Raw genomic sequence first — 24,516 nt, forward strand, 5'->3', positions numbered from 1 at the left:
CCACCCATGGGTACGGTCGGGACAGACGGAGAGGGCTGGATTAGCTATGGAAGAGCCGCGTCGCCTCGGCGGGCGGTACGAGCTGGGCCAGGTGCTCGGCCGTGGTGGCATGGCGGAGGTCTACCTCGCGCACGACACCCGGCTCGGCCGCACCGTCGCCGTGAAGACGCTGCGGGCCGACCTCGCCCGCGACCCGTCCTTCCAGGCCCGCTTCCGCCGTGAGGCCCAGTCGGCCGCCTCGCTCAACCACCCGGCGATCGTCGCTGTCTACGACACCGGCGAGGACTACGTCGACAACGTCTCCATCCCGTACATCGTGATGGAGTACGTCGACGGTTCGACCCTGCGTGAGCTGCTGCACTCCGGGCGCAAGCTGCTGCCCGAGCGCACCCTGGAAATGACCATCGGCATCCTCCAGGCCCTCGAATACTCGCACCGCAACGGAATCGTCCACCGCGACATCAAGCCGGCGAACGTCATGCTGACGCGCACCGGCCAGGTCAAGGTCATGGACTTCGGCATCGCCCGCGCCATGGGCGACTCCGGCATGACGATGACGCAGACCGCGGCCGTGATCGGCACCGCCCAGTACCTCTCCCCGGAGCAGGCCAAGGGCGAGCAGGTCGACGCGCGAAGCGACCTCTACTCCACGGGCTGTCTGCTGTACGAGCTGCTGACCGTCCGTCCCCCCTTCGTCGGGGACTCACCGGTCGCGGTGGCCTATCAGCACGTACGCGAGGAGCCGCAGGCCCCGTCGAACTTCGACGCCGAGATCACGCCCGAGATGGACGCCATCGTCCTCAAGGCACTGGTCAAGGACCCCGACTACCGCTACCAGTCGGCGGACGAGATGCGCGCCGACATCGAGGCCTACCTGGACGGCCAGCCCGTCGCCGCGACCGCCGCCCTGGGCGCGGTCGGCTACGGCAACGGATACGACGGCTACAACGGCGGCTACGGCAACGACCAGCCGACCACCGCGCTGCGCCAGACCGACCCGGGTGCGGGACAGACCTCGATGCTGCCGCCGGTCAACGCGGACGACGGCGGCTACGGCTATGACGACCGCCCGGACCGGCGCCGGCAGAAGAAGTCGCACACCTCGACGGTCCTGCTGATCCTGGCGGGCGTCCTGGTGCTGGTCGGCGCGATCCTGATCGGCAAGTCCGTCTTCAACAACAACGCCGACAGCAGCTCGATCGACGTGCCCACCCTCGTGGGCAGCAGCCAGGGCGACGCGGAGAAGCTGGCGACGAACGCCGGCGTGAAGATGTCCGTGTCGAAGAACGAGCCGTGTCCCGATCAGCCCAAGGGCAACGTCTGCACGCAGTCTCCGGCGAACGGCACCATGAAGAAGGGCGAGACGGTCACCGTCACCGTCTCCACGGGCGCGCCCAAGGTCGAGGTCCCGGACGTCACGCAGAAGGACAAGGACAGCGCGACCCAGTGGCTCCAGGGCAAGGGCTTCCAGGTGAAGACCAAGGAGGTCGAGTCCAGCTCGACGCCGGGCACGGTCGTCACCCAGGACCCGCCGGGCGGTTCGCAGGCCGAGAAGAACTCGACGGTCACGCTCTCGATCGCCAAGAAGCAGACCATCAACCTGCCGGACGTGAAGGGCAAGGACTACAACGCCGCGCTCCAGCAGCTCAGCGGTGTGGGCTTCACCAACGTGTCCCGTCAGGAAGTCGACTCCAACGACCCGCAGAACCAGGTCGTCTCGATGAGCCCGAGCGGTAACACGAGCCAGCCCAAGGACGCGACGATCGTCCTGAAGGTCTCCAAGGGCCCGCAGACGACCCCGACGCCCCCCGGCCAGGCGCAGATCCCGGCGAATCTCCTCGGGATGACGGTGAAGAAGGCCACGCAGGCGCTGAACGACGCGGGCTTCAGCAACATCCAGTTCGCGCCCGGCAATGCGAACGACGACAAGGCGCGCGTCACAGGCGCCACGCCCGGCCCCGGCACCATGGCCGACCCGAACCAGCCGGTCACGCTGACCACCATCGGTGGGAACGGCGGCAACGGCGGGAACGGCGGCAACGGGGGCAACGACAACGGAATGATCGGCGGCTGGTGGGGCTAGCCGGCCACGGCCCTCGTCAGCGCTGAGGGCCACGGGCTCCCAGCACGGGGCCCCGGCACCCTGGGAGGGTGCCGGGGCCCCGTGCCGTTCGGACGGCGGCGCAGCAGGCGGCCGGGGCGGCTAGCGCAGTTCGGCCGGCGGGGTGCGCTTGGCGTCGACCTTCTCGGTGCGCACCAGCTCGCCCCACACGATGTAGCGGTACTTCGAGGTGTAGACCGGGGTGCAGGTCGTCAGGGTGATGTACCGGCCGGGCTTCTTGGCGCCCGACTCCTTGGGGACCGGCTGGAGCACGTCGACGTTGTACTTCGAGGTCTCGGGCAGCTCGGCGAACACCTTGTAGACGTACCAGGTGTCCTTGGTCTCGAAGACGACCGGATCGCCGGTCTTCAGTTTGTCGATGTTGTGGAACTTGGCGCCGTGGCCGTCCCGGTGGGCGGCGAGCGTGAAGTTGCCGTCCTTGTCCGCGCCGGGCAGCGTGGCCTTCACCGGATCTGTGTAATACCCGGCCACACCGTGGTTGAGGACGTCGGTGTCGGTGCCCTTCTCTACGAGCACCTCGCCGTTCTTCATCGCCGGCACGTGCAGGAAGCCGATGCCGCCCTTGGTGTCGAGCGCGCCGGGTCCGGTGGCGGCCGCCCAGTCGCGGCGCACGGTGTCGCCCTGCTTGGAGGCCTCGCGGTCGGCCATGACGTTGGTCCACCACAGCGAGTAGACGACGAACAGGGCGAGCAACAGGCCCGCCGTGATGAGGAGTTCGCCGAAGACGCTGATGGCGGCCGCGATCCTGCCGTGGCCGCGGCGAGCCGGAGGCGGCCCGGACGTACCGGTCCGCTCCTCGTGGTCGGTTCCTGTCGCCAACGCACCCGCCCCTGCTGTCCGTTCGGTCATCCCACGAGCGCGTCGGGCTTGCCCTTGCTGCGCGGTCGGTCGTCGACCATCTTGCCCCACACGATCAGACGGTAGGTACTCGTGAATTCCGGCGTGCACGTCGTCAGCGTCAGATAGCGGCCGGGCTTGGTGAATCCGGATCCCACCGGGATCGGCTTGAGCACCGAGACGTTCGACGGCGGGGTCTGCGGCAGCTCGCTGGTGATCTCGTACGTGTAGTACGCCTCCTGCGTCTCGACGACCACCTTGTCGCCCGCCTTCAGACGGTTGATGTAGCGGAACGGCTCGCCATGGGTGTTGCGGTGGGCGGCGACCGCGAAGTTGCCCGTGGGGTCCGACGGCATCGCCGTCTTCAGACCGCCCTCGTCGTAGTGGCCGATCATGCCCTTGTCCAGCACCTTGGCCTTGCTGGTGCCCTGCGCGACGGGGGCGACGATGTCCAGCTTGGGGATGTGCATGATGGCGAATCCCTGGCCCGGCGCGAACGTCCCGGGCTTGCGGCCGTCCGCCCAGTCCTGCGCGATCTTCTTGGTGGCGCTGCCGGCCTCCTGGTGGGCGCGGACGTTGGTCCACCACAGCTGGTACGTCACGAACAGGAGCATCACCACGCCGAGGGTGATGAAGGCTTCGCCCAGGACACGGCTGGCGATCACCGCCGGGCTGTCCTTGCGCGCCTTGGCCGCACGGCGCGCCTCGGCCCGGGTGAGCCGGCGGCCGTCCGGCGCGGTGGCGGGAGTGGCGGCGGGAGCGGGCGCCGCGCGCCCCTTGCCCTTCGCGGCCTTGCGCCGCTCGGCCCGCCCCCCGGTGGCCGGCGGAACCACGGCGGCCGGCATGGCCCTCGTGGACGCCGAATCGGCCGTGGGCTCGGCGGCCGCCATCGGCTCGGCGACGGATATCGGCTCGGAGATCGGTATCGGTATCGGTGCCGTGGCGAACTGCTCGGCCGGCGTGACCGGCCCGGGCATCGGCTCGGGCATCGGCCCGGGCGCGGGGTACCAGTCCTGCTGATAGGCCGCGGGAGCCGGCTCGTACCATCCCTGGGGCGCCCCCACCGGCTCGGGCGCCACCACGGGACCGGGTGGGTGAACCGGCCCGGATGCGGGCTCCTGTACGGGGGCTGACGCCTGGGGCGCCGGGTTGTCGGAGCGGAACCAGGGCGACTCGTGGCCGCCCTGCGGCAGGGGGTCCGTCAGCGGGTCGTACTCGTGCTCCGGGCGCGCCGAAGTCACGCCGCGGCCTTGCCCACCACCGGCGCGAGCCCCGCCGAGCGCCCGACGGCCCCCGCGTCCCCGCATCGCACCAGCCAGTTGGCCAGCATCCGGTGGCCGTGCTCGGTCAGCACCGACTCGGGGTGGAACTGGACGCCCTCGACGGGCAGTTCACGGTGGCGCAGGCCCATGATGATGCCGTCCTCGGTGCGCGCGGTGACCTCAAGTTCGCCCGGCAGGGTGGCGGGCTCCGCGGCCAGCGAGTGGTAGCGGGTCGCCGTGAAGGGCGAGGGAAGCCCGGCGAAGACGCCGGCGCCCTCGTGCAGCACCGGGGACGTCTTGCCGTGCAGCAGCTCGGGGGCCCGGCCCACGACACCTCCGTACGCGACCATCATCGACTGCATGCCGAGACAGACACCGAAGACGGGGACGCCGGTCGCGGCGCAGTGGCGCACCATCTCGACGCAGACCCCGGCCTGTTCGGGCGAGCCGGGGCCGGGGGAGAGCAGGACGCCGTCGAAACGGTCCTGGGCGTGCCCGAGGGAGACCTCGTCGTTGCGGACGACCTCGCACTCGGCACCCAGCTGGTACAGGTACTGGACCAGGTTGAAGACGAAGCTGTCGTAGTTGTCGACTACGAGAATGCGCGCACTCACCGGACTGCCGTCCCCATCCCCTGGTCCACCGTCACATCGTTGAACGGGAGCAGCGGCTCCGCCCACGGGAAGACGTACTGGAAGAGCACGTAGACGATCACGAGCACCATCGCGAGCGAGATGAACGCCCGCAGCCACGCGTTGCCCGGCAGATGCCGCCAGATCCAGCCGTACATGCTGTCCCCGCTGTCCCTTCCGACGATCGTTACGGGACCAGACTAAGGGGCTGGACTGTGGTGTGGGGTCAGCCGTCCAAAGCTGTGGGTTTGCCCTGTGTCACGGGCTGCGTGGAGTCGAGGTGCCCCCAGACGATGAGGCGGTGGCTGCTGCCCCATTCCGGGTCGCAGGTGGTGAGCGTCAGATAGCGGCCCGGCGAGCGGAACGGGGACTCGGCGGGGACGGGGTCGATGACGCCGACATCGCTGGGCACGGTCCGGTAGGGCAGGGCGTCGAGGCGGTAGGTGTACCAGGTCGTGTCGTCGCGCAGCACCACCGCGTCGCCGGGGCGCAGTTCGGGGAAGTCCTTGAACGGGTCGCCGTAGGTGCGCCGGTGACCGGCGACCGAGAAGTTGCCCGGCTGCCCGAGCCGGGTCGTGTTGTCGTAGTGGCCGAGGCCCTTCTGGAGGTCCTTGACCGCGGTGCCTTCGAGGACCGGCTTGTGCCAGTCCTTGCCGAGCCGGGGGACGTACATGACGGCGAACGAGCGGCCCTCGGTGTACGCGGCCGGTACCGGGGTCCGCTGGGGGGCGGGCTGCTGGGGCGCGGTCGGCCGGGGCGGGGCCGGGCCGGGTGCGGGGCTCTGGGCCCACCGCTGTTCCAGGCCCGATATCTGGTCGCTCGCGGCGCTGTCCGCCTTCACGCCGGTCCAGTACAGGAGGTACACGACGAACAGGACGATCAGGGTGCCCACGGTGAGGCACAGTTCGCTGAAGGACCTGACGAGGATCCGCACGGACATCGGCGGTGGCCCCCTTCCGCGCCGCTACCGCACCGGTTTCGCGTAGTGGAGATCCACTGTGCCCGAGTAGGCGTCGAGAGTCATCGTCCTGCGCTCGTCGACTTTCCAGCCGAGCCCGTAGGCCTTCACGTACAGCTGGTAGTTCTGGATCGCCTTGGAGGCGCCGAGCGCCCCGCGCAGCTTCCCGGTGTCCCCCACGGCCGTGATCTTGTACGGGGGCGAGTAGACGCGGCCCTGGAGGATCAGGGTGTTGCCGACGCAGCGCACCGCGCTGGTGGAGATCAGGCGCTGGTCCATGACCTGGATGCCCTGGGCGCCGCCCTGCCACAGCGCGTTGACCACCGCCTGGAGGTCCTGCTGGTGGATGACCAGGTCGTTGGCCTGCGGCGGGGGATAGCCGGGGGCGGCGGTGGCGTTCGGCGGGGCGTCGTTGAGCGTGACGGTCAGGCCCTTGCCGGAGACCGGCGCGGTGCCCGAGGCGTCCTTGAGGCCGTTGAGGAGTTGGTCCTGGGCCTTGGTGGAGCCGTCGTCGCGCTGGGCCAGCGCGTCCACGTCGCCGCGCAGGGCCGCCGCGGCGTCGCCGAGTTCCTTGTTCTTGTGGTCGCGCTGTTTGATCAGGTCCGACAGCTTCAGGAGCGAGGCGTCGGTGCGGATGTTGGTGCCCTTGGCCGTGTTGAAACTCGTGACGAAGATGAGTCCGGCCAGAGCGAACACGGCGGCGGACAAGAGACGTACGGGACGACCGCGCAGGCGTCGCCGGGGCTGCTCGGGGACCCCGTCGGGGGAGTCGGCAGAATTGCTCAACGTACCCTTATCTCCTTCGGCGCCACGGAAGCACTACGCTAACGGACGCTTGGGGGAGGATTCCCCCGCAGTTCCGTCCCCCGGCGCCGCCACAGTTCCCTGCGCGGTCACGCAGCGCATCGACAGGAGAGTTCCTCGTGCCGAAGTCACGTATCCGCAAGAAGGCCGATTTCACGCCGCCGCCCGCCAAGCAGGCGACCGCCATCAAACTGGGCAGTCGCGGCTGGGTCGCCCCGGTGATGCTGGCGTTCTTCCTCATCGGACTGGCCTGGATCGTCCTCTTCTATGTGACCGAGGGCGATATGCCGCTCAAGGCGCTCGGAAACTGGAACATCGTCGTCGGCTTCGGCTTCATCGCGGGCGGCTTCGGCGTCTCCACGCAGTGGAAGTAGCCCCCTGACCGCAGCGTAAACCGGGGCCGGACGCAAGCTCTGCCCCTAGTTATCCACAGCGCTATCCACGGGGAGTGGATAACTCAGACCATCTGTGGATAACTTCCGGGATGTTGACGCCGGTGTGACTGGTTCCACCGGCTTCCACCGCACGTGTGCCCCTTGCCCCGCCTGGAAAGCACCAGGTCAGGGGCGAGGGGCACGGTCGTTCCCCACGCGGTGCACAACTCCGGCCACCCTCTGTGGACAACTCTGGGGAAAGCTCGTACCCGCTGTGGCCGGGTGAGTCTCGTCAGGTGAGCTGTGCCGTACGGATCAGCACCAGCACGACCGAGACCGCGAGCACCAGCGCACAGCTGCCCCACTGCACCAGGGAGCGCCGCTCGGCCGGGGCGTGCACCATGCCGATGCCGAGCAGGACGCCCGCGACCAGACCGCCCACGTGCGCCTGCCAGGCGATGCCCGACCACGCGAACGTGAAGATCAGGTTGACCACGAGCAGCCCGATGACCGGCCGCATGTCGTACTTCATCCGCCGCATCAGCACCGCCATGGCACCGAACAGGCCGAAGATCGCGCCGGAGGCGCCGAGGGAGGACTGGTCGGGAGCGGCCAGCAGATAGGTCAGCGCGCCGCCCGCCAGACCGGACACCAAGTAGAGCGCCAGGTAGCGCGCCCGGCCGAGCGCGGCCTCCAGGGGACCGCCGATCCACCACAGGCTGAGCATGTTGAAGCCGATGTGGGCATAGCCGCCGTGCAGGAACATCGAGGTGAGCAGGCGGTACCACTGGCCCTCGGCGACGCCCAGCGCGCCCGGGACGGGTGCGGGCCACTGGCCCACCAGGACGAAGTCGGAGGTGAACCGGTCCCCGACCACCTGCTGCACCACGAACAGCGCGATGTTGATCCCGATGAGGAGCTTGGTGAGCAGCTGGGGGTCGCCCTTCGCCAGGACCCCGCCCGCCACCGTCCGCGGCTGGTTGGCCGTCGGGGCGTGGCCGGTGCCGGAGCCGGAGCGTACGCACTCGGGGCACTGGAAGCCCACCGAGGCGCTCACCATGCAGTCCGGGCAGATCGGGCGCTCGCAGCGGGTGCAGCTGATGGCCGTCGGCACCCCGGGATGGCGGTAGCAGCTGGGCAGGCCGGTCCCCCGCGCCTGGTCCTGGTGGTCCTCGTTCATCGGGCTCCCTCGTCCTCGTGCAGCAGCTCCGCCCCGCTCGTCATACGGACGAGCGGGGCGGAAAGGTTCCCTGCGGAGCCGGAGATCAGCCTTCGCGCTTCTCCACGACGACCGACTCGATGACCACGTCGTTGACCGGGCGGTCGGTGCGCGGGTTGGTGTCGGTGGCGACGATGGCGTCCACGACCTTGCGGCCGGCGTCGGTCGACACCTCGCCGAAGATGGTGTGCTTGCCGGTCAGCCAGGCGGTGGGCGACACGGTGATGAAGAACTGCGAGCCGTTGGTGCCCGGGCCGGCGTTGGCCATGGCCAGCAGGTACGGCTTGGTGAAGGCCAGGTCGGGGTGGAACTCGTCGCCGAACTCGTAGCCGGGACCGCCGGTGCCGTTGCCCAGGGGGTCGCCGCCCTGGATCATGAAGCCCTCGATGACGCGGTGGAAGACGGTGCCGTCGTACAGGCGGTCCGTGGTCTTCTGGCCGGTCGCCGGGTTCACCCACTCGCGCTCGCCCTGGGCGAGCTCGACGAAGTTCTTGACGGTCTTGGGTGCGTGGTTCGGCAGGAGCCGAATCTCGATGTCGCCCTGATTGGTCTTCAGGGTGGCGTAAAGCTGCTCGGCCACGATCTGCCTTTCCTCAAAGGTCTGTACTGACGTCCCCCGATCCTCGCACGGACCGCGGCGCCGGAGGGAAACCGCCCGGTTACCGACAGATACCCACCGAACACCGCCGTACCGCCCTCAACCGTGGCATTGTCGTCCGCGAGCTCCCCACTCGGCGGTGCGCCCCGCACCGCTCCCCCGATTGCTTCAAAGTCGCGACGCCCACCCGGATGCCTTTCCGCACATGCCGGGTACTCGCAGAACAGGCATGATTTCGAGATGGGTGGAAAGGCGACATACCGAACCGCCACCAAGGAGGAGGATCACGTGACCCGCATGGAGAGCGTGCGCGCCGCAACCGGAACGGCGAAGGAGAGCGTGCTGCACGCCGCGGAAGTGGTGGCGCCCTACGCCGACTCGGCCAAGCAGCAGGCCGCGCAGTATGCCCAGCACTACGCCCAGGAGGCGCGCGTCCGCGTGGCTCCCAAGGTGACCAAGGCGGCGGCCCAGGCCCGAAGCCAGGCCCGGAGCCAGTACGACGCCCATGTGGCGCCGCGCGTCCCGCCGAAGGTGGACGAGGTGGCCCACCAGGCGGCCAAGCACTCGCGCCGGGCCGCCCGGCAGGCCGCGGACTACGCCGCCCCGCGCGTGGAGCAGGCGGTCGCGGCCGCGCAGCCGCTGCGCGAGGAGGCCATGGCGCGCTCCGCGGCGGCGCTCGCGGCGCTGCGCGGCCAGGTGACGACCAAGGAGATCGAGAAGCTGGCGCGCAAGCACCGGCGCCGGGCCAAGGCCGCCCGGGCCGGCAAGGGCTTCCTGATCCTCGGCGTCGTCGCGGGCGGGGCGTTCGCCGCGTGGCGGTGGTGGGACAAGCAGGCCAACCCGGACTGGCTGGTCGAGCCGCCCGAGGCGACCGAGGTCGTTGACCGGCCCCCGCTCAGCTCCGTGGACGGCAGCGCCGAGGCCCTCGACCCCGAGGTCCAGGCCAAGCAGGCCGAAGCGGAGGCGGAGGCAGAGGCGGAGGCCGCGGACGACGACAAGAAGCGGCACTGACGGGACGGCTCCGCTCCGACCCGCCCGGACGCCCGGCGGCCCTTGGGGGCCGCCGGGCGTCCGGCTGTCCGGGCCGCCGGGCGTTGCCGGGTTCCGCATCCCGCCCGGCGGCCACCAGCACCGGCCCGGCTCGTCAGGCGCGTTGCCTCCCGGCCCGTACGAGGCACCACGCCCCGCCGCCGAGGAACACGAACGTCACGCCACGCACCAGCAGACCGGCCATCAGGCCGAACTCCTCGGGCAGCCCGGCGGCACGCGCCTGCGTGCGCCAGATGAGGACGCCGCCCAGAACGATCAGGGCGATCCCACCGAACCCCCAGCCCACCCGTGCCCTCGCGGGACGTTCCTTCTCCATGCTCAACTCCCCCTCGCTGCGGCGGCCTTCCCCGCCCACTCGCCGACACCACCAGGCTAACCAGGGTGCTGTGCGGCGAGGGCGGCGGCGGCCTTCGGCTCGGCGGCCAGGCGCTGAAGGGGCTGCGGGAGACCGGGGAGCTCGGCGTGGCCGCGGCCCGCGACGCCCAGGACCTGCACACGCTGCGGCTGAACCTGATCAACCTGTCCACGGTCCACTCGGCGGCCGGTGACTTCCGCAAGACCGCGCGGCTCTGCGACGAGGGGCTGCGCATCGTCCGGTCGCAGGAGGACCGCCGCGGCGAGGGCTCCTTCCTCGACCAGCTCGGCTGGGCCCACGGCTGCCTGGGCGACCTGCACGAGGGGCGGCGCCACCTGCGCGAGGCGGTCGAGGCGCAGCGGGCGATCGGGAACCAGCACCGCGAGGCCTTCGCCCTGGGCAACCTCAGCTCACTGCACATCTGGCTGGGCGAGACGGCGGACGCGGTGGCGACCGCCCGGCAGTCCGCCCGGCTCCAGCAGCAGGTGGGCGCACATCAGCCGCAGACCGCCGCGCTCAACGACCTGGCCGTCGCCCATCTGGCCGGGAACGACCCGGCGTCCGCACGCACGGTCCTCGACGAGGCGCTCCGGGTCGGCGAGAAGTCCTCGATGCCCCGCAACCTCGCCCTCACGCACGCCCTGATGGCCGGCCTCTGCCAGCGCGAGGGCCGCGGCGAACGGGCCCCGGCCCTCGCGGCCCGGGCCCTGGAGCTGGTGGCCCCCCTGGGCGCCCGGGCCTGGCAGTGCCAGATCGAGAACATCGCCGGGCTCGTCCACCGGCGGCGCGGGGAGCACCGCGACGCCCTCGAACTGCACCGGAGCGCCTTACGGCATGCCTCCGGCATCGAGTTCCGCATCGAGATCGCCCGCGCCCTGGACGGTATGGCGCAGGCCGCGCACGCGCTGGGGGACCACCTGGCCGCGGCGGACCACCGCCGGCGCGCGGAGTCCCACTTCGACGCCATGTCCGTCCCGCACGGCTTTCGGCAGCGCTCCTGACACGGCGGTGCCCCGCTCCCCGACGAGGGGGAGCGGGACACCGCCGGATCGGCGCGGGTCAGTCCCCCACGGTCACGCGGGCCATCCCGCCACCGTCGGCCACCACCGGATCCCGGGCGCCCCGGCGGCCGGGCGGCGGCACCGTACGCGCGACCAGGCCCGGTCGCCGGGAGCCTTGCCGCCCCGTCGGGGCCCGCGGGCCGGGGACCGCGGCACGGGCCAACACGGTTGTGGGGCAGGTCAGTTGGGCCACCTCTGACCGCTGGACGAGAACCCCCTGGAGGAGTTCGTACGCCGAGGTGGGGCACGGCACGGGGCGGGCTGTTCGCCGATGCTTCGCGGGCGGTCAGGCGTCCGCTGTGCGGCGTGATGCGTTTCGGGCGCGGTATTCGGCGTTGAGGCGTTGGGCTTCTTCGAGCTGGTCTTCCAGGATGACGATGCGGCAGGCGGCTTCGATGGGGGTGCCCTGGTCGACGAGTTCGCGGGCGCGGGCGGCGATGCGCAGCTGGTAGCGCGAGTAGCGGCGGTGTCCGCCGGCGGAGCGGAGCGGCGTGATGAGGCGTGCTTCGCCGACGGCACGCAGGAAGCCCTGGGTGGTGCCGAGCATTTCGGCGGCCCGGCCCATGGTGTAGGCGGGGTAGTCGTCGTCATCGAGCCGGTCGAACGTGGCGTCTGCTGTCATTGCACCTCTCTCATGGAACCGGAACGCGCTTGAGGGGCCCGGGTGCCATGTGGCACCCGGGCCCCGAAGGAACTTGCTACACCATCTGCCGGCCCTGATCCTGCACCGGCCTTCTGTATCCGCACGTCCACCCGGCAGAGGGCGGGCCATGCGGGGATCGCGGTTGCTTGACCGGAGACCACCTCACTATCGATGTCCTGCGGTACCCGGACCAATGACGGTGTCCGGGCGATCCTGATGGCGTTGGCTCCTCCGTTCTTTCCCTCTGGTGAACTGCCTTACTAAGGGGAACTGCGAACTGCTGGTACCGCTTTGCTGCGTACTGCACTTCCGGTACCGCCACTGCGTGTACTGCGGCACTGCTCTCGGCGGCCCCTGATCACCGCGGGCCACCCGGTGCGGTGGCCAGTCCCGTCGCCGTCCTGCAACCTCTTTGGCTTCGGAACTCCGCCACCGCACCGTCCTGCGAACTGCGACTGCGGTACTGCTGCCCGGCAGTTCGTCTCTGCCGGGCCCTGCGGTCCTTCTTGGCTACGACCGAAACCATACCCACACCGCATCCCAATGTCTACTCTCGCCGAGATAGATTTCTGAGTGTTCGACGGATAGGTAATCGGCATCGAACAGTGACACCGGCGTCGGACGGCCCACCCACCCCGAGGGTTAACCGGTCGGGGCGGGGGCATAGGCCCTGCCGAGCAGGATCCGGGCATGACGATCCAGAGACCAGGTGGTGTACCGATGGACACGATGAGCCTCAACGCTGCAACCGTCAGCTCCCCGGCATCCGTCGGCGACGCCCGCGACACCGCCCGGGACTTCGTGGAGGGGCTCACACGTCCGGTCGCGGCCGATGCGGCCGACACCGTGGTCCTGGTCGTGTCGGAGCTCGTCACGAACGCCCTGCGGCACGGAGGTGGCACGTGCGCCCTGGACCTGACCGAACACCCGGGCAGCATCGAGGTGGCCGTCCACGACGACAGCGCGCACGCTCCGCAGATGCGCACCCCCGACCTGCTCGGTGACACCGGGGGCTTCGGCTGGCCCATGGTCAACCGCCTCGCCCACGCCACCTACGTCACCCACAGCAGTGCCGGCGGCAAGACCGTCAGCGCCTTCCTGCCCCGCTAGGGCGCGACAGGGCGCGACAGGGCGCGACAGGGTCTGAAGGTGTGAGGTGCGTCTCGGCGCGCATGGTCCGGGATGCCCGGGGTATCAGGGTCGCCGATCGACATCCGTGACGTCAGGGAGGGTTCGCATGTCAGCGGTGGCGGAACCGGAGCAGCTGGACCGGGTGGCAACCACCCCATCGGAGTCCGGCGCTGCGGCGGCGGTGGCGGGTGAGCTGCCGTGGGTGGAGGACGCGGGCAAGGTCGCCCCCAAGGACGCCCGGGCTCTGTCGAAGGCGTTCTTCGACCAGCTCCAGGTACTGGAGGAGGGCACGCCCGAGCACCAGTACGCGCGGAACACGCTGATCGAGATGAATCTGTCACTGGTCCGTTTCGCGGCCAGCCGGTTCCGCAACAGCGGCAGCGGCGAGATGGAGGACATGATCCAGGTCGGCACGATCGGCCTGATCAAGGCCATCGACCGCTTCGACCTGTCCCGCGAAGTCGAGTTCACCTCCTTCGCCATCCCGTACATCGTCGGCGAGATCAAGCGCTTCTTCCGTGACACCACCTGGGCCGTGCACGTCCCGCGCCGCCTCCAGGAACTGCGCACCGAGATCGCCAAGGCGAAGGAACACCTCGCCCTCCAGCTCGACCGCGACCCGACGGTGAAGGAACTGGCCGCGCACCTCAAGCTGGACGAGGACGAGGTCATCGACGGGATCGTCGCCTCCAACGGCTACACGGCAGGCTCCCTCGACATGTCCGCCGACACCGAGGACGCCGGCCAGTCGGTCGGCGCCAAGACCCGGAGCGTGGCCGACTTCATCGGCGAGGAGGACCCGGGCATGGAGAAGGTCGAGGACCTCCACGCCCTGGCACCCCTGATGGAACAGCTCGACGAACGCGAACGCCGCATCGTGAGCATGCGCTTCGGACACGAGATGACCCAGGCCCAGATCGGCGTCGAACTCGGCATCTCCCAGATGCAGGTCTCCCGGCTCCTCTCCAGGATCATCACCAAGCTCCGCACCGGCATGCTCGACGAACTCACCACCGCCTAGCCGAAGCGGCACCGGGCCGGCCGCGCGCGCGGAAACCACCGGCCCGGCTTCGACAGCGCCGTAAGGGGCCTCGACCACGTTCGTGGTCGAGGCCCCTTCGCGTTGCCGCGGGCCGGGACCGGTGTCCTGGACGTTCATGCGGCCTGCCCGCCCGCCCGCGGCCTGCCCGCCCGCCCGCTCTGCTCCTCGGCCCCGCGGGCCTTGACCCTCGGGCGTCCGCGCCGTCCACGCCGTCCGCGCCGTCCACGCCGTTCCGGATCGGTGGCCCGCCGGGCCGTCTCTCCCGGCCGTAGGGATCTGCCGTGGGCCCTCGAAGGCAGTCCGGACGGAACGGCAGCCACGTACGGGGTTCCACATGCCCGTGGCCGGGGTCGTACCAGGCGGTACGACCCCGGCCACGGGGTGAATCTGCGGAGCGGTGTCGGTCAGTCCTTGAGGACGTCCTTCACCTTCTCCTTGGCTTCGCGGGCGTCGCCCTTGGCCTGCTCGGCGTGGCCTTCGGCCTCCAGGCGCTCGTTGCCGACCGCGCTGCCGGCCTTCTCCTTGACCTTGCCCTTGGCCTGCTCGACCTTGGACTGCGCCTTCTCGTCGCCTGCCACGGCACTCAACTCCTCTTGCCACGATAGGGGGATTCGCTCAAGGAGTCGGCTGTCCCGGATACGCCTCCGTAAACATGAACATGCGCGGGCGCATTTCCCGCGAGGCCGTGCGTGCGCAGCACTGCCGCCCGCACCGGCGTCCCATGCACTCCACCAATGCACTCCCCTCATGGAAAGACGGAAGCGATTGCCCGGTTAAGAATCTTATAAACAGCCCTTTCGGGACCGTGTAGCCCTGCTGCGGCGGGGCATTCGATGGCTCGGAGGTTGATAACTATGGTTCCCCTGCTTCTCGTTCTTCTGCTGGCTCTGATCCTCTTCGGTGCGGGTTTCGCGCTGAAGGCCCTGTGGTGGATCGCGGTCATCGTGCTGGTCGTCTGGCTGGTCGGGTTCATCGCCCGTCCCAAGGGAGGAAGCGCGCGCTGGTACCGCTGGTAACCGCCGGCCGCGCGGACTCGACATAGGACTCGATGGGAGAGGGGCTCCCCGCCCAAGCAGGGCGGGGAGCCCCTCTCACGTGCGTCCGGCCGGGTGGAGAGAAATTCCATCAAGCACCATCAAGCATGGGTCATGCACCGATTGCTGGGTACCAGGATCCAATGGCCGTGGCGTCGGCCTCCGCGCACCGGAACCACGCCTCCAGGAAACCGCCGCCACGGCCTCCAAGGCCATTCGCAGTGTGCACACTCTGTGCCGCGGCCGCCGTCGGAAGAAGCTCGGGAAAGCTCCCGTACGACTTCATCCGGGGCATCATTCAGGGCATCCCCGCGGAGAAACCGCAGCCGGCTTTTCCCCGGGGTTCCGGAAGGCAGGCCCACGGTAAGTCCCGGGACGAGGAAGGTACGCCAGAACAGTGAAGTGGTGGCACAGGCTTCGGCATGAGGCCGGCGCCGTCAAAGGCTCCCTGCGCCGCGCTCTCGCGGGCCCGGGGCCCGAACGCGACATGGGCGTACAGGCGCTCAAGGCCGCGGGCGCGGCGCTCATCGCCTGGCTGCTGGCGGGCTGGTGGTGGCAGGCCCCGATGGCGTTGATGGCACCGTGGACCGCGATCGCCTTGGTGCAGAGCACGGTGTACCGGTCGGTGCGCGCCGGCGTGCAGCAGCTGGCACTCATCACGTCCGGCACCCTGATCGCCGCGGCGGCCGTATCGATCACGCACAGCACCACGGCCGCGATCGCGCTCGCCCTGCCGCTCACCGCCCTGCTGGGGAACTACACCCGCTTCGGCGACCAGGGCCTCTACGCCTCCAGCACCGCCCTGTTCGTCCTCACCTACGGCACCTACAGCGCCACCGACATCGGGCACCGGCTCCTGGAGAGCCTGCTCGGAGCGGTGGTCGGGATCGCCGTGAACGCCCTGATCCTGCCCCCGGTGCATCTGCGCGGGGTCCGCGACGTACTGCCCGGGCCGCCGCGGCAGGCCGCCCGGCTGGCCCGGCTGATGGCCGACGACCTGGAGGCGGGCCACGGATCCGACCACGCGCAGAACTGGAAGGCGCAGTCCGACCGCCTCACCCAGACACTCACCGATCTGCGCACCGCCCGCGGGTGGACCCAGGAGAGCCTGCGGCTCAACCCCGGCCACCGCCTGCGCCGCCCACCGAACGTGCTTCCCGCCCCCAGCTGGGACACCGGCTGGGAGCGGGTCTCGCACCATCTGACCTCGCTGGCCGGACTGCTCGCCGAAGGCACCCGCGAGGAGCCGGCACTCGCCGCTCCACCCACCGACGTGCCCGCCCACACGGCTCGACTGCTGCGCGCGATCGCCGACGTGTGCGACGGGCACGTGCGGACCCTCACCGAGCCGTGGCACGAGCCGGACGACAGCATCGAGGAGGCGATGCGACAGGCCCGCGACGCGCTGGAGCAGCTGAAGCCCTTCCTGCTCGCCCAGGACGACCGCGAGACCGAAGCCGTCGTCGGCGCCCTGGTCGCCCGCGCCCAGCAACTCATCCACGACCTGAACCGCCTGGAACAGCCCGGCAGCACGAGCACGGGCACCCCCATCGGGCAGTAACCCGCCGCGCGGAGGCACAGACGCCGTTCGACAACCAGGTCCTCGGCCACGACGGCTCGGCGGGCGCGGGCCGCGACAGGGCCGACCGGTCCCGTTCCGCCATGCGGGTCGAGGGCGGGCCCGGAGCCTGCCTCCGTACGACCTGCCCGCGCCCGGCCTCTGATTCAGCGCGGCCCGTTGCCCGCCCGGCGGAGTCGGTCGGCGTGGTCGGTGAGGGTGGTGACGCGTGCCGCGAGGTCGGGGTGGTCGGCTTCCAGGTGTACGCGGGTGTCGGCGAGCGGGGCGACGAGGCGGGCCGCGTCGTCGTCGGCGAGTGTGTCGTTGAGCTTGGCCAGCGAGGTGCGGGCGCGTGCGGGGAGGTCGGTCAGCGCGGTGATCTGGCCTGCCAGTCGGCGCAGTTCGCCCGCGTTGGTCCGGGCCCAGGTGGTGACGGTGCGGTCGGCGGCGCGGCGGTCGCGGGTGGCCTGGACGCGCTGCTCGCCGGTCTCGCCGGGGGCACCCGGCCGGACGCGCAGATAGCGGCGCTCGGCGGCCTGACGGCTGGCGACGCCCAGCGGGCCGGCGAGATCGGCCCAGCTGGAGCCCGCGGCCCGGGCCGCTTCGATGAGACCGGGCTCCCACCCGGCGAGCTGGTCCCGCAGTTCCCGCAGCATCAGCAGAGCGGCCAGAGCCTGCTCGGCGCTGGCCCGTCCGTCCGGCGGCGGCGTCCCGTCCTGCGGAGTCTGGGCGGTGTGCACCGCTTGGTTGATCGCGTTCAGCGCTGCTTGTGCGGCGAAGAACGAGGTGGGATCACGGGGCTCCGGGGAGACGCTCACGGGGGCTCCTCTCGATCGGCGGTGGTGGTCCGCCAACGGTCGTCATCGGTCGTCATGGTCCGTCATTGTTTGGATGACACCGGAACTTGTCATCGTTTCGATGACATGTTACAACGGTGGCAGACACAGCGCATTGGCAGTTACTGCCAGACCAATGGAGGTGTTTTCGCGATGTTGATGCGCACCGACCCGTTCCGCGAACTCGACCGTCTCGCCCAGCAGCTCACGGGCACCACCGGCACCTGGTCCAGGCCCTCGGCGATGCCGATGGACGCCTACCGCGAGGGCGAGGAGTACGTGATCGCCCTCGACCTGCCCGGTGTCGCGAAGGACGCGATCGACATCGACGTCGAGCGGAACATGCTCACCGTCCGGGCCGAGCGCCGCCCCGTCGTGAAGGCGGACGACGTACAGATGGAGCTCTCCGAGCGGCCCCTGGGTGTCTTCTCCCGCCAGCTGGTGCTCGCCGACACCCTCGACACCGAGCGCATCACCGCCGACTACGAGGCGGGCGTGCTGACGCTGCGGATCCCGATCGCCGAGCGCGCCAAGCCCCGCAAGATCGCCATCGGCGGACAGGCCGGCCACCAGCAGATCAGCGGCTGAAGCGGGCCCTTCGGCCGCCCAAGACGGCGGGGGACGGGTCCGCCCCTCAGGCCCGCCCCCGCAATCCCTCCGTATCCGGTATCTCCCGGATCCGGTATCTCTCGGATCCGGAATGACGTATCCGGAATGACGTATCCCGTCCCTCGCATCACGATGCAAAGGGGGAAGCGATGGCCATGCGTTGGGAAGCGTTCCTCGCCCAGGTGCAGGAGCGCGGCGAATACGCCACACCCCAGGAAGCCGAGCGCGCCGCGCGTACGGTGCTGGCGCTGCTGGGCGCACATCTGGCGGGTGAGGTCCGGGCCGAGCTGGCCGCCCGGCTCCCCGAGACCTTCGCCCTCATCCTGCTGAACCCGCTGCGGGCCACCGAGCCGCTCCCGCCGGAGCGGTTCCTGCGGGCCACCGCCGCGTGGATCGAGGGAGCCACCGAGCAGACAGCCGCCTGGGACGTCAGCGCCGTCCTGAGCGTGACCGCCGACGCGGCGGGCGACGACCTGACGAACCGCGTCCTGCTCCAGCTTCCCCCGGGTTACGACCTCCTGTTCGGCCGCCCCCAGCACCTATAGGACGCCGAACAGGCACCCCGCCCGCCCCCTCCGCGGGACCGGACGCCACCCCCGGCCGGTCCTGCTGCCCCCGCCCCTGCACGCGAAAGGCAAGCACTCTCCCATGTTCTCGCTGCGTGAACCCGCCGCCGCCGGAACCGGCATGACGTTTCACCAGATGACCGAAAGGATCCGCTACGAAGGTGCCTACCCCACCCGCGAACAGGCAGAAGACGTCACCCGAGCCGTGCTGAGCGCCCTGGGCCGCCAGCTCACCGGCGACGAGCGCGTCGACCTCGCCGCCCGCCTCCCCCTGGAGGCCGCCCTCGACCTCACCGCGCAGATCCCCGACGCCCAGCCCCTGACCGGATGGGGCTTCGTCAAGGACCTCGCCACCCGCACCGGGGCCACACCCGCGACCACCCGCTGGGACACCGGCGCCGTCCTCAGCGTCGTCGGCCACCTCGCCGGCCCCGGCCTCCTGGACCGCATCCTCGCCCAACTCCCCTCCGGCTACGCCCTCCTGTTCGGCCGCGCCGAACTCACCCAGGCCGCATAGCCCAGGCCGCGTAACCGCCCCTGGAGGCCCGGACAGCCCCCGGGGAGGCCGGGACAGGCCCCCCTGGAGGCCCGCCCGGCAGCAGACCGGGCCGACAGTGCCCGAGCGCTGGGCGGCCCTTCCGTTCCCGGGTCTCCCCATGAGCCATGAAGCAACCGCGAACGGCTCTCGCCGCCCACTCGGGGTGCCCCCTCCCCCCGAAACGCAGAACAGACCCCCTCCGGCCTACGTTTCCGCAGGTCGGAGGGGGTCTGATGGTGTGGAGCCTAGGAGATTCGAACTCCTGACATCTGCCTTGCAAAGGCAGCGCTCTACCAACTGAGCTAAGGCCCCGGATGAGGTGTCGCGGGAACAGAGTACCGGGTGGAGCGGGGTATCTCGCAAAAGGATTGGGACTCCCGGTGGACGACCACTCTCCGTAAGATGCTCGTCGAGGTTCGCACCCGTGAAGCGGCCTCACAGGGGAAGCGATGGGGAGACGCGCAATGGACGCAGCACAGCAGGAAGCGACCGCCAGAGCCAGAGAGCTTCAGCGGAGCTGGTACGGGGAGCCGCTGGGGGCGCTCTTCCGCCGGCTGATAGACGACCTCGGGCTCAACCAGGCCCGGCTCGCCGCCGTTCTCGGGCTCTCGGCGCCCATGCTGTCGCAGCTGATGAGCGGACAGCGCGCCAAGATCGGCAACCCGGCCGTGGTGCAGCGCGTCCAGGCCCTCCAGGATCTGGCGGGACAGGTCGCCGACGGCAGCGTGAGCGCCGTCGAGGCCACCGACCGCATGGAAGAGATCAAGAAGTCGCAAGGAGGCTCGGTGCTCACCAACACCGGCCAGACCACGTCCAGTTCGGGTGCCCCGACCGTGCGTCGCGTGGTGCGCGAGATCCAGTCCCTGCTGCGTTCCGTGGCGGCCGCGGGTGACATCATCGACGCCGCCGACACCCTCGCCCCCGCCCACCCCGAACTGGCAGAGTTCCTCCGGGTGTACGGCGCCGGGCGGACGGCGGAAGCGGTTTCGCACTACGAGGCGCATCAGAGCTGACAACGGGCGGATCGATCCTGGGGGGCGTCGGGTGGGCGAGGTCTTCGCCGGTCGGTACGAGCTGGTCGACCCGGTCGGCCGGGGCGGGGCCGGAGCCGTCTGGCGCGCCTGGGACCGGCGCAGGCGTCGCTACGTCGCCGCGAAGGTGCTCCAGCAGAGCGACGCCCACACCCTGCTGCGGTTCGTGCGCGAGCAGGCCGTCAGGATCGACCACCCGCATGTCCTGGCGCCCGCCAGCTGGGCCGCCGACGACGACAAGGTCCTGTTCACCATGGACCTGGTCAGCGGCGGTTCGCTGGCCCATCTCATCGGCGACTACGGGCCGTTGCCGCCCCGGTTCGTCTGCACCCTGCTCGACCAGCTGCTCGCCGGTCTCGCCGCGGTCCACGCCGAAGGCGTGGTCCACCGGGACATCAAACCGGCCAACATCCTGATGGAGGCCACCGGAAGCGGGCGCCCCCATCTGCGCCTCTCCGACTTCGGCATCTCCCTGCGCAAGGACGAGCCGCGCCTCACCGAAACCAACTACGTGGTCGGGACGCCCGGTTACTTCGCCCCCGAGCAGATGATGGGCGCCGAACCCGACTTCCCCGCCGACCTGTTCGCCGTCGGTCTGGTCGCGCTGTACCTCCTGGAGGGCAGCAAGCCGGATGCGCGGGCCCTCGTCGAGCACTTCGCCGCCCACGGCACCCCGAGCGCGCCGCAGGGCATTCCCGAGCCCCTCTGGCAGGTCCTCGCGGGGCTCCTCCAGCCCAACCCGCAGAACCGGTTCCGTACCGCCACGGGGGTGCGCAAGGCGCTGGCCTCCGCGGTGGAGCTGCTTCCCGAGCAGGATCCGGACGAGGAGCCGGTCGAGGTCTTCGACCAGATCGGCCCGCTGCCCCCCGGCTTCGCCGAGCACGGCCCCGAGCAGCCGGCACCGGGGCCCGCCCAGGCCCCGGAGCCGTCGGCCTCCGGCCCGTGGCCGTCGGGAGAGCGGGCCTCGGCAGAGTGGGCGTCGGCACAGTGGGCCTCGGCACAGTGGGCGTCGGGAGGCCGGGGGGCGGACCGGCGGGGACCGGGCCAGTGGTCGTCGGGCCGGGCGCCCCAGGACCCGTCATCCACCGGCTTCGGTCCCGCCACCGGTGCCGGTACCGGGACCGGCTCGGGCAGCAGCGCCTTCCCCCCGGTCCCGCAGCAGGCGCCCACCCCGCCCACCCAGGCACCGGCCGCCCCCGCGTACCTGCCACCGCAGTACGAGCAGACGCCTCCCACCCCCGCCACCGCCCCGTACACCGCGCCGTATCCCCATGCGGCCGCGTCGCCCCAAGTTCCCTTCCAGGGAACCTCGTTCGGACCATCCACGCCGCCACCGCCGCCACCGGCGGCATCGGCGGCATCGGCGTCATCGCCTCCATCCGTGCCGTCGGTCACATCGATGCCGACCGTGTCGTCTATGCCGTCGGCGTCGTCCATGCCGTCGGCGCCGTCCGTACCGACGCCTCGGCCGGGCCCGCCCGCCAAGGTCGCGGTCCCGGTGCTCCTGGTCGCCCTGGTCTGCTTCGCCGTCGGCATCTGGGCGCTGACCCAGACGTGAACCCACCGCCGACTGGACGCCGACCCGGACCTGACCCGGACCTGACCCGGACCTGAACCGGCCGGCCAGGCACTCGACGGGTCAAGGGCCCGACGCCTCGGTCACCAGGGGCTGGGCGGACCGAACCCCTGAACGCGCCGCCCGGCGGCGGCCGCACGCCTGCGGGCCACCAGCGTCCATGTCCCGAGCCCGGCCACCAGCACCGTTCCCGAACCGATGCCGAGGGCGGCGACGAGCTTCATCGTGCCCGCGCGGGCGGAGGAGCCGCCCGCGGCGGATCCGCCCGCACCGAAGTCGGGCGCCGGGCCCGCGTACGCCGGCCCGGACTGGGCCGCCCCCTGGACCGTCAGACGCAGCGTCAGGTCGTAGGGGCCGTCCCCGAAGGTCCGCCCGACGTCCGGGCTGAGCGACACGGCCAGGTAGTAGGAGCCTTTGACCCGCATCGCCGAGGTGGCGTCCGCGGGCGCGTACCGGTTCTCGTAGGCGACCGGCGCGAGCGGTTCGAGCGCGGCCTGCTTCTGCCGCCCGTCGTACGGTGCCGAAGCCCCGGTGGCCAGGGCGAGGACGGGGTTGTAGAGCTGGACGGAGAGCGCCGTGCCGACATAGCCGTCCTTGGCCGCGGCGAGGCTTCCCAGAGCTCCGGCGGCGAAGAGCTGCTGACCCCATGCGAGCGGCACCTGGAAGAAGAGGGTCTCGCCGGGCCGGATGGAGTCCCGCCACTGGCCTTGGGACAGCGTGGCCGCGTCGTGGAATCCGGTGCCGCCGTGGACCTGGCGCGGGGCATCGGTGGGCGGGGCGGGTGACGCGGAGGGCCAGCCGGAGGGCGCGGTGCTCGGCCCGGCCCCGCTGCGGGTGGGCTCGGTGGTGTAGCGCAGGTCGAGCCCCCAGTCGGCGGGCGTGGAGGTCGGGTCGCTCTCGCGCTCGACCACCATGTAATAGGTGCCGGGTTCCTGACAGGTCGACAGGCTCCTGCGCACGGAGCGGTACGCGGAGGCGGCTATGGGGTGGGGATACTGCGCCGAGCCGATCGAACGCCGCTGGGAGTCGCAGTCGTCGCCGTTCGCGTTCTGGAGCGACACCTTGATGGAGTCGCCGTAGGCGAGCTTCGCACCGGCCGGCCCCGGCAGGGCCACCGCCGACGCGTAGGTGTCCTTCTCACCGTCCAGAACCAGCTGGAAATAGAGCTTGCCACCAGGCTTGATGACCGACCTATAGGCGGTGTCGGCCCGCAACACGGGCCCCTCGGTGTTCCGGGCACCCCCCGCAACGTCCCGTACCCCATCGGGAAACCGGTACGAAGGGGACGGCCCCGCCGCGTGGGCGGGGCCCGGCGCCGCAAGGAGCGCGCCCAGCGCGGCGAACGCCGCCCCGATCCGTCGTGCCGTCGCCCCGGACCTGCCCTGCCTCGTCCTCACTTCGCCCCGCCCCACCTTTGCCCTCGCAAGTCAGCTATTCGCTCACGTGAACTCGCCGGCGCCCGGGGCCGCCCCCGGGACAGCACGAAGCCCCGGCCACCTCAGTGGCCGGGGCTTCGCAACCGGGTCTTTCGGTCTCACACACCCGAACCTGCGGGCACGGAGTCGGTCGCCTCCGTCCACAGATCCTGCTCGGCGCGATCCGCCTGGATCTGGCGGTACACGAGGAGCCCGCCGATGGCGGCCAGTGCGACCAGGAGGAGCTTCTTCACCGCGCGACCTCGTCTTTCCTTGACGTAAGGGACCTCTGCCGCCCGACTATACACACCGATCGATATCAATCGGTGATGCTCCATCCGTGTGTAGTTCATCGGAAGATCCGCCGATACGGTGCGTCGCTCCTCGCTTCGTCCGCACCCCCCGCACATCATCAGATACAACGCAATTCGGGCAACCCAACAGCACGTACTGCTTACGGAAGAAGCGAGGAAGTCATGGCTACGAGCAAGATCACGACCTGGTGGACCGCACTCATCGGCGCGCTGGTCGCCCTTCTCGCCTCGCTCGGCCTGGCCGGCCAGGCCACGGCCGCCGCCCCCACGGCTTCCGTACCGCAGCACGACACGACGTACAACCGCAGCGAACCGGCCACCTCCCTTGCGCCGAGCGTGCAATGGGCCCTTCCCGCCGCGTCCGCCCTGCCCCCCACGATGAAGCAGCGCATCCGCGCCGAGGCCCACGGCTCTTCCCCCTCCTCCCGCCACCGCGCCGACGTACGGGACGCGGCCGACGACCCGGCGCAGGCCACCGAGGGCGCCGGCGAGGACGCGGCGCAGGGCGACGCCGGAGCCGCCGAGGACCCGACGCGAGACCCCGCCGAGTCCCCTTCCCCCTGACCCACCCCCGCTCTGCCCGAGCTGCGAGCCCGGCAACTCCCCCGAGTTGCCGGGCTCTTCGGCGTCCCGGGACGCCTGGCACGATCCCCGAGCCCGCCTGGAGAGCCCGCTCGAAGAGCCCGCGTCGAGTACCCCTGCGGTCACGGAGGTCCCGGAGATGTCCGGAGGTCCGGCTGGTTGGACGGAAATCCGGCACGCCCGGAGGGTGTCCGGTGGCCGCGGGTTGAGGTTGGGCCCCGGCCAGGCGACCCCTTGGTGTCGGGGCACGCCAGGACGGTGTGCGGCGGCCGGGGGTTGAGGTTGGGCCCCGGCCAGGCGACCCCTTGGTGTCGGGGCACGCCAGGACGGTGTGCGGCGGCCGGGGGTTGAGGTTGGGCCCCGGCCAGC

General features: G+C 70.8%; 28 protein-coding genes and 1 tRNA gene. 14 read left to right on the plus strand and 15 right to left on the minus strand.

What is annotated here, in order from left to right; translation table 11 throughout:
- Nucleotides 1-46: 46 nt before the first annotated feature.
- A complete protein-coding gene (gene pknB, locus ACFYNP_RS02675; RefSeq protein ID WP_388781938.1) occupies nt 47-2,083 on the plus strand; it encodes a Stk1 family PASTA domain-containing Ser/Thr kinase in 2,037 nt (678 codons plus the stop codon).
- Nucleotides 2,084-2,203: 120 nt separating this feature from the next.
- On the opposite strand, the gene ACFYNP_RS02680 is transcribed toward pknB, so the two are convergent.
- The 6 genes from ACFYNP_RS02680 to ACFYNP_RS02705 form a co-directional block, all read right to left on the minus strand.
- Nucleotides 2,204-2,941: a class E sortase gene (locus ACFYNP_RS02680; RefSeq protein WP_388781941.1), complete on the minus strand. Its 738-nt coding sequence runs from the start codon at nt 2,939-2,941 to the stop codon at nt 2,204-2,206.
- 26 nt (nt 2,942-2,967) lie between these two features.
- Complete coding sequence (locus ACFYNP_RS02685) at nt 2,968-4,266, minus strand: class E sortase (RefSeq protein WP_388413915.1); 1,299 nt, start codon at nt 4,264-4,266, stop codon at nt 2,968-2,970.
- Complete coding sequence (locus tag ACFYNP_RS02690) at nt 4,197-4,835, minus strand: aminodeoxychorismate/anthranilate synthase component II (RefSeq protein WP_388413918.1); 639 nt, start codon at nt 4,833-4,835, stop codon at nt 4,197-4,199. The genes ACFYNP_RS02685 and ACFYNP_RS02690 overlap by 70 nt, the downstream gene beginning before the upstream one ends.
- Nucleotides 4,832-5,011: a hypothetical protein gene (locus ACFYNP_RS02695; RefSeq protein ID WP_100575577.1), complete on the minus strand. Its 180-nt coding sequence runs from the start codon at nt 5,009-5,011 to the stop codon at nt 4,832-4,834. The genes ACFYNP_RS02690 and ACFYNP_RS02695 overlap by 4 nt, the downstream gene beginning before the upstream one ends.
- Before the next feature lie 68 nt (nt 5,012-5,079).
- Nucleotides 5,080-5,793: a class E sortase gene (locus ACFYNP_RS02700; RefSeq protein WP_388781944.1), complete on the minus strand. Its 714-nt coding sequence runs from the start codon at nt 5,791-5,793 to the stop codon at nt 5,080-5,082.
- 24 nt (nt 5,794-5,817) lie between these two features.
- On the minus strand, nt 5,818-6,597 hold the full coding sequence (locus ACFYNP_RS02705) for a DUF881 domain-containing protein (protein WP_388413924.1): 780 nt from the start codon (nt 6,595-6,597) through the stop codon (nt 5,818-5,820).
- 137 nt (nt 6,598-6,734) lie between these two features.
- Between ACFYNP_RS02705 and crgA the strand changes: the two genes are divergently transcribed.
- A complete protein-coding gene (gene crgA, locus ACFYNP_RS02710) occupies nt 6,735-6,989 on the plus strand; it encodes a cell division protein CrgA (RefSeq protein WP_100575579.1) in 255 nt (84 codons plus the stop codon).
- 292 nt (nt 6,990-7,281) lie between these two features.
- On the opposite strand, the gene ACFYNP_RS02715 is transcribed toward crgA, so the two are convergent.
- The gene (locus ACFYNP_RS02715) at nt 7,282-8,169 is read right to left on the minus strand and encodes a rhomboid family intramembrane serine protease (RefSeq protein WP_388781947.1); all 888 of its coding nucleotides are present in this window, start codon (nt 8,167-8,169) and stop codon (nt 7,282-7,284) included.
- Nucleotides 8,170-8,254: 85 nt separating this feature from the next.
- Nucleotides 8,255-8,788, minus strand: coding sequence for a peptidylprolyl isomerase (locus ACFYNP_RS02720; protein WP_388781950.1), 534 nt, complete (start codon nt 8,786-8,788; stop codon nt 8,255-8,257).
- A 306-nt stretch (nt 8,789-9,094) separates the two neighbouring features.
- Here ACFYNP_RS02720 and ACFYNP_RS02725 point away from each other — a divergent pair, with 306 nt between their 5' ends.
- Nucleotides 9,095-9,817: a DUF5324 family protein gene (locus tag ACFYNP_RS02725; RefSeq protein WP_388781953.1), complete on the plus strand. Its 723-nt coding sequence runs from the start codon at nt 9,095-9,097 to the stop codon at nt 9,815-9,817.
- 133 nt (nt 9,818-9,950) lie between these two features.
- Here the strand turns inward: ACFYNP_RS02725 and ACFYNP_RS02730 are convergent, their stop codons facing one another.
- Nucleotides 9,951-10,172 carry a hypothetical protein gene (locus ACFYNP_RS02730; protein WP_388413936.1) on the minus strand — a complete coding sequence of 74 codons (222 nt, stop codon included), beginning with the start codon at nt 10,170-10,172 and terminating at the stop codon, nt 9,951-9,953.
- A 65-nt stretch (nt 10,173-10,237) separates the two neighbouring features.
- On the opposite strand from ACFYNP_RS02730, the gene ACFYNP_RS02735 reads away from it, so the two are divergent.
- Nucleotides 10,238-11,212, plus strand: a complete 975-nt coding sequence (locus tag ACFYNP_RS02735; RefSeq protein ID WP_388781956.1) for a tetratricopeptide repeat protein — start codon at nt 10,238-10,240, stop codon at nt 11,210-11,212.
- 346 nt (nt 11,213-11,558) lie between these two features.
- Here ACFYNP_RS02735 and ACFYNP_RS02740 read toward each other — a convergent pair whose 3' ends face one another.
- A complete protein-coding gene (locus ACFYNP_RS02740; protein WP_388413941.1) occupies nt 11,559-11,894 on the minus strand; it encodes a MerR family transcriptional regulator in 336 nt (111 codons plus the stop codon).
- Between the two features lie 741 nt (nt 11,895-12,635).
- On the opposite strand from ACFYNP_RS02740, the gene ACFYNP_RS02745 reads away from it, so the two are divergent.
- The gene (locus ACFYNP_RS02745; protein ID WP_388414288.1) at nt 12,636-13,025 is read left to right on the plus strand and encodes an ATP-binding protein; all 390 of its coding nucleotides are present in this window, start codon (nt 12,636-12,638) and stop codon (nt 13,023-13,025) included.
- 127 nt (nt 13,026-13,152) lie between these two features.
- On the plus strand, nt 13,153-14,067 hold the full coding sequence (locus tag ACFYNP_RS02750; protein WP_388781959.1) for an RNA polymerase sigma factor SigF: 915 nt from the start codon (nt 13,153-13,155) through the stop codon (nt 14,065-14,067).
- A gap of 425 nt (nt 14,068-14,492) precedes the next feature.
- Here the strand turns inward: ACFYNP_RS02750 and ACFYNP_RS02755 are convergent, their stop codons facing one another.
- Complete coding sequence (locus ACFYNP_RS02755) at nt 14,493-14,666, minus strand: CsbD family protein (protein ID WP_100575596.1); 174 nt, start codon at nt 14,664-14,666, stop codon at nt 14,493-14,495.
- A gap of 276 nt (nt 14,667-14,942) precedes the next feature.
- Between ACFYNP_RS02755 and ACFYNP_RS02760 the strand changes: the two genes are divergently transcribed.
- Nucleotides 14,943-15,104 (plus strand): hydrophobic protein, encoded by a 162-nt coding sequence (locus tag ACFYNP_RS02760; protein WP_362724680.1) that lies wholly within the window; start codon nt 14,943-14,945, stop codon nt 15,102-15,104.
- Between the two features lie 505 nt (nt 15,105-15,609).
- A complete protein-coding gene (locus ACFYNP_RS02765; protein ID WP_388781962.1) occupies nt 15,610-16,683 on the plus strand; it encodes an aromatic acid exporter family protein in 1,074 nt (357 codons plus the stop codon).
- A 164-nt stretch (nt 16,684-16,847) separates the two neighbouring features.
- On the opposite strand, the gene ACFYNP_RS02770 is transcribed toward ACFYNP_RS02765, so the two are convergent.
- Nucleotides 16,848-17,498, minus strand: a complete 651-nt coding sequence (locus ACFYNP_RS02770) for a type III effector protein (protein ID WP_388413953.1) — start codon at nt 17,496-17,498, stop codon at nt 16,848-16,850.
- 171 nt (nt 17,499-17,669) lie between these two features.
- Here ACFYNP_RS02770 and ACFYNP_RS02775 point away from each other — a divergent pair, with 171 nt between their 5' ends.
- From ACFYNP_RS02775 to ACFYNP_RS02785, 3 genes are all read left to right on the plus strand, one after another.
- Nucleotides 17,670-18,104 carry an Hsp20/alpha crystallin family protein gene (locus tag ACFYNP_RS02775; RefSeq protein WP_388413956.1) on the plus strand — a complete coding sequence of 145 codons (435 nt, stop codon included), beginning with the start codon at nt 17,670-17,672 and terminating at the stop codon, nt 18,102-18,104.
- Nucleotides 18,105-18,274: 170 nt separating this feature from the next.
- A complete protein-coding gene (locus ACFYNP_RS02780) occupies nt 18,275-18,670 on the plus strand; it encodes a DUF2267 domain-containing protein (RefSeq protein ID WP_388413959.1) in 396 nt (131 codons plus the stop codon).
- A gap of 103 nt (nt 18,671-18,773) precedes the next feature.
- Nucleotides 18,774-19,208 (plus strand): DUF2267 domain-containing protein, encoded by a 435-nt coding sequence (locus ACFYNP_RS02785; protein WP_388413962.1) that lies wholly within the window; start codon nt 18,774-18,776, stop codon nt 19,206-19,208.
- A gap of 260 nt (nt 19,209-19,468) precedes the next feature.
- Here ACFYNP_RS02785 and ACFYNP_RS02790 read toward each other — a convergent pair.
- A tRNA-Ala gene (locus ACFYNP_RS02790) sits at nt 19,469-19,541 on the minus strand.
- A gap of 152 nt (nt 19,542-19,693) precedes the next feature.
- On the opposite strand from ACFYNP_RS02790, the gene ACFYNP_RS02795 reads away from it, so the two are divergent.
- Both ACFYNP_RS02795 and ACFYNP_RS02800 read left to right on the plus strand, forming a co-directional pair.
- A complete protein-coding gene (locus tag ACFYNP_RS02795) occupies nt 19,694-20,242 on the plus strand; it encodes a DNA-binding protein (RefSeq protein WP_100575598.1) in 549 nt (182 codons plus the stop codon).
- Between the two features lie 31 nt (nt 20,243-20,273).
- On the plus strand, nt 20,274-21,818 hold the full coding sequence (locus ACFYNP_RS02800; RefSeq protein ID WP_388781965.1) for a protein kinase: 1,545 nt from the start codon (nt 20,274-20,276) through the stop codon (nt 21,816-21,818).
- A 101-nt stretch (nt 21,819-21,919) separates the two neighbouring features.
- Here the strand turns inward: ACFYNP_RS02800 and ACFYNP_RS02805 are convergent, their stop codons facing one another.
- Nucleotides 21,920-23,050, minus strand: coding sequence for a hypothetical protein (locus ACFYNP_RS02805; RefSeq protein WP_388781968.1), 1,131 nt, complete (start codon nt 23,048-23,050; stop codon nt 21,920-21,922).
- Nucleotides 23,051-23,370: 320 nt separating this feature from the next.
- Nucleotides 23,371-23,505 carry a DLW-39 family protein gene (locus ACFYNP_RS02810; protein WP_003958712.1) on the minus strand — a complete coding sequence of 45 codons (135 nt, stop codon included), beginning with the start codon at nt 23,503-23,505 and terminating at the stop codon, nt 23,371-23,373.
- 222 nt (nt 23,506-23,727) lie between these two features.
- On the opposite strand from ACFYNP_RS02810, the gene ACFYNP_RS02815 reads away from it, so the two are divergent.
- Nucleotides 23,728-24,129: a DUF6344 domain-containing protein gene (locus ACFYNP_RS02815; RefSeq protein WP_388781971.1), complete on the plus strand. Its 402-nt coding sequence runs from the start codon at nt 23,728-23,730 to the stop codon at nt 24,127-24,129.
- The last annotated feature ends 387 nt before the right edge of the window (nt 24,130-24,516 follow it).

It is taken from the genome of Streptomyces sp. NPDC006691 (assembly GCF_042869955.1).
Lineage (GTDB): Bacteria > Actinomycetota > Actinomycetes > Streptomycetales > Streptomycetaceae > Streptomyces.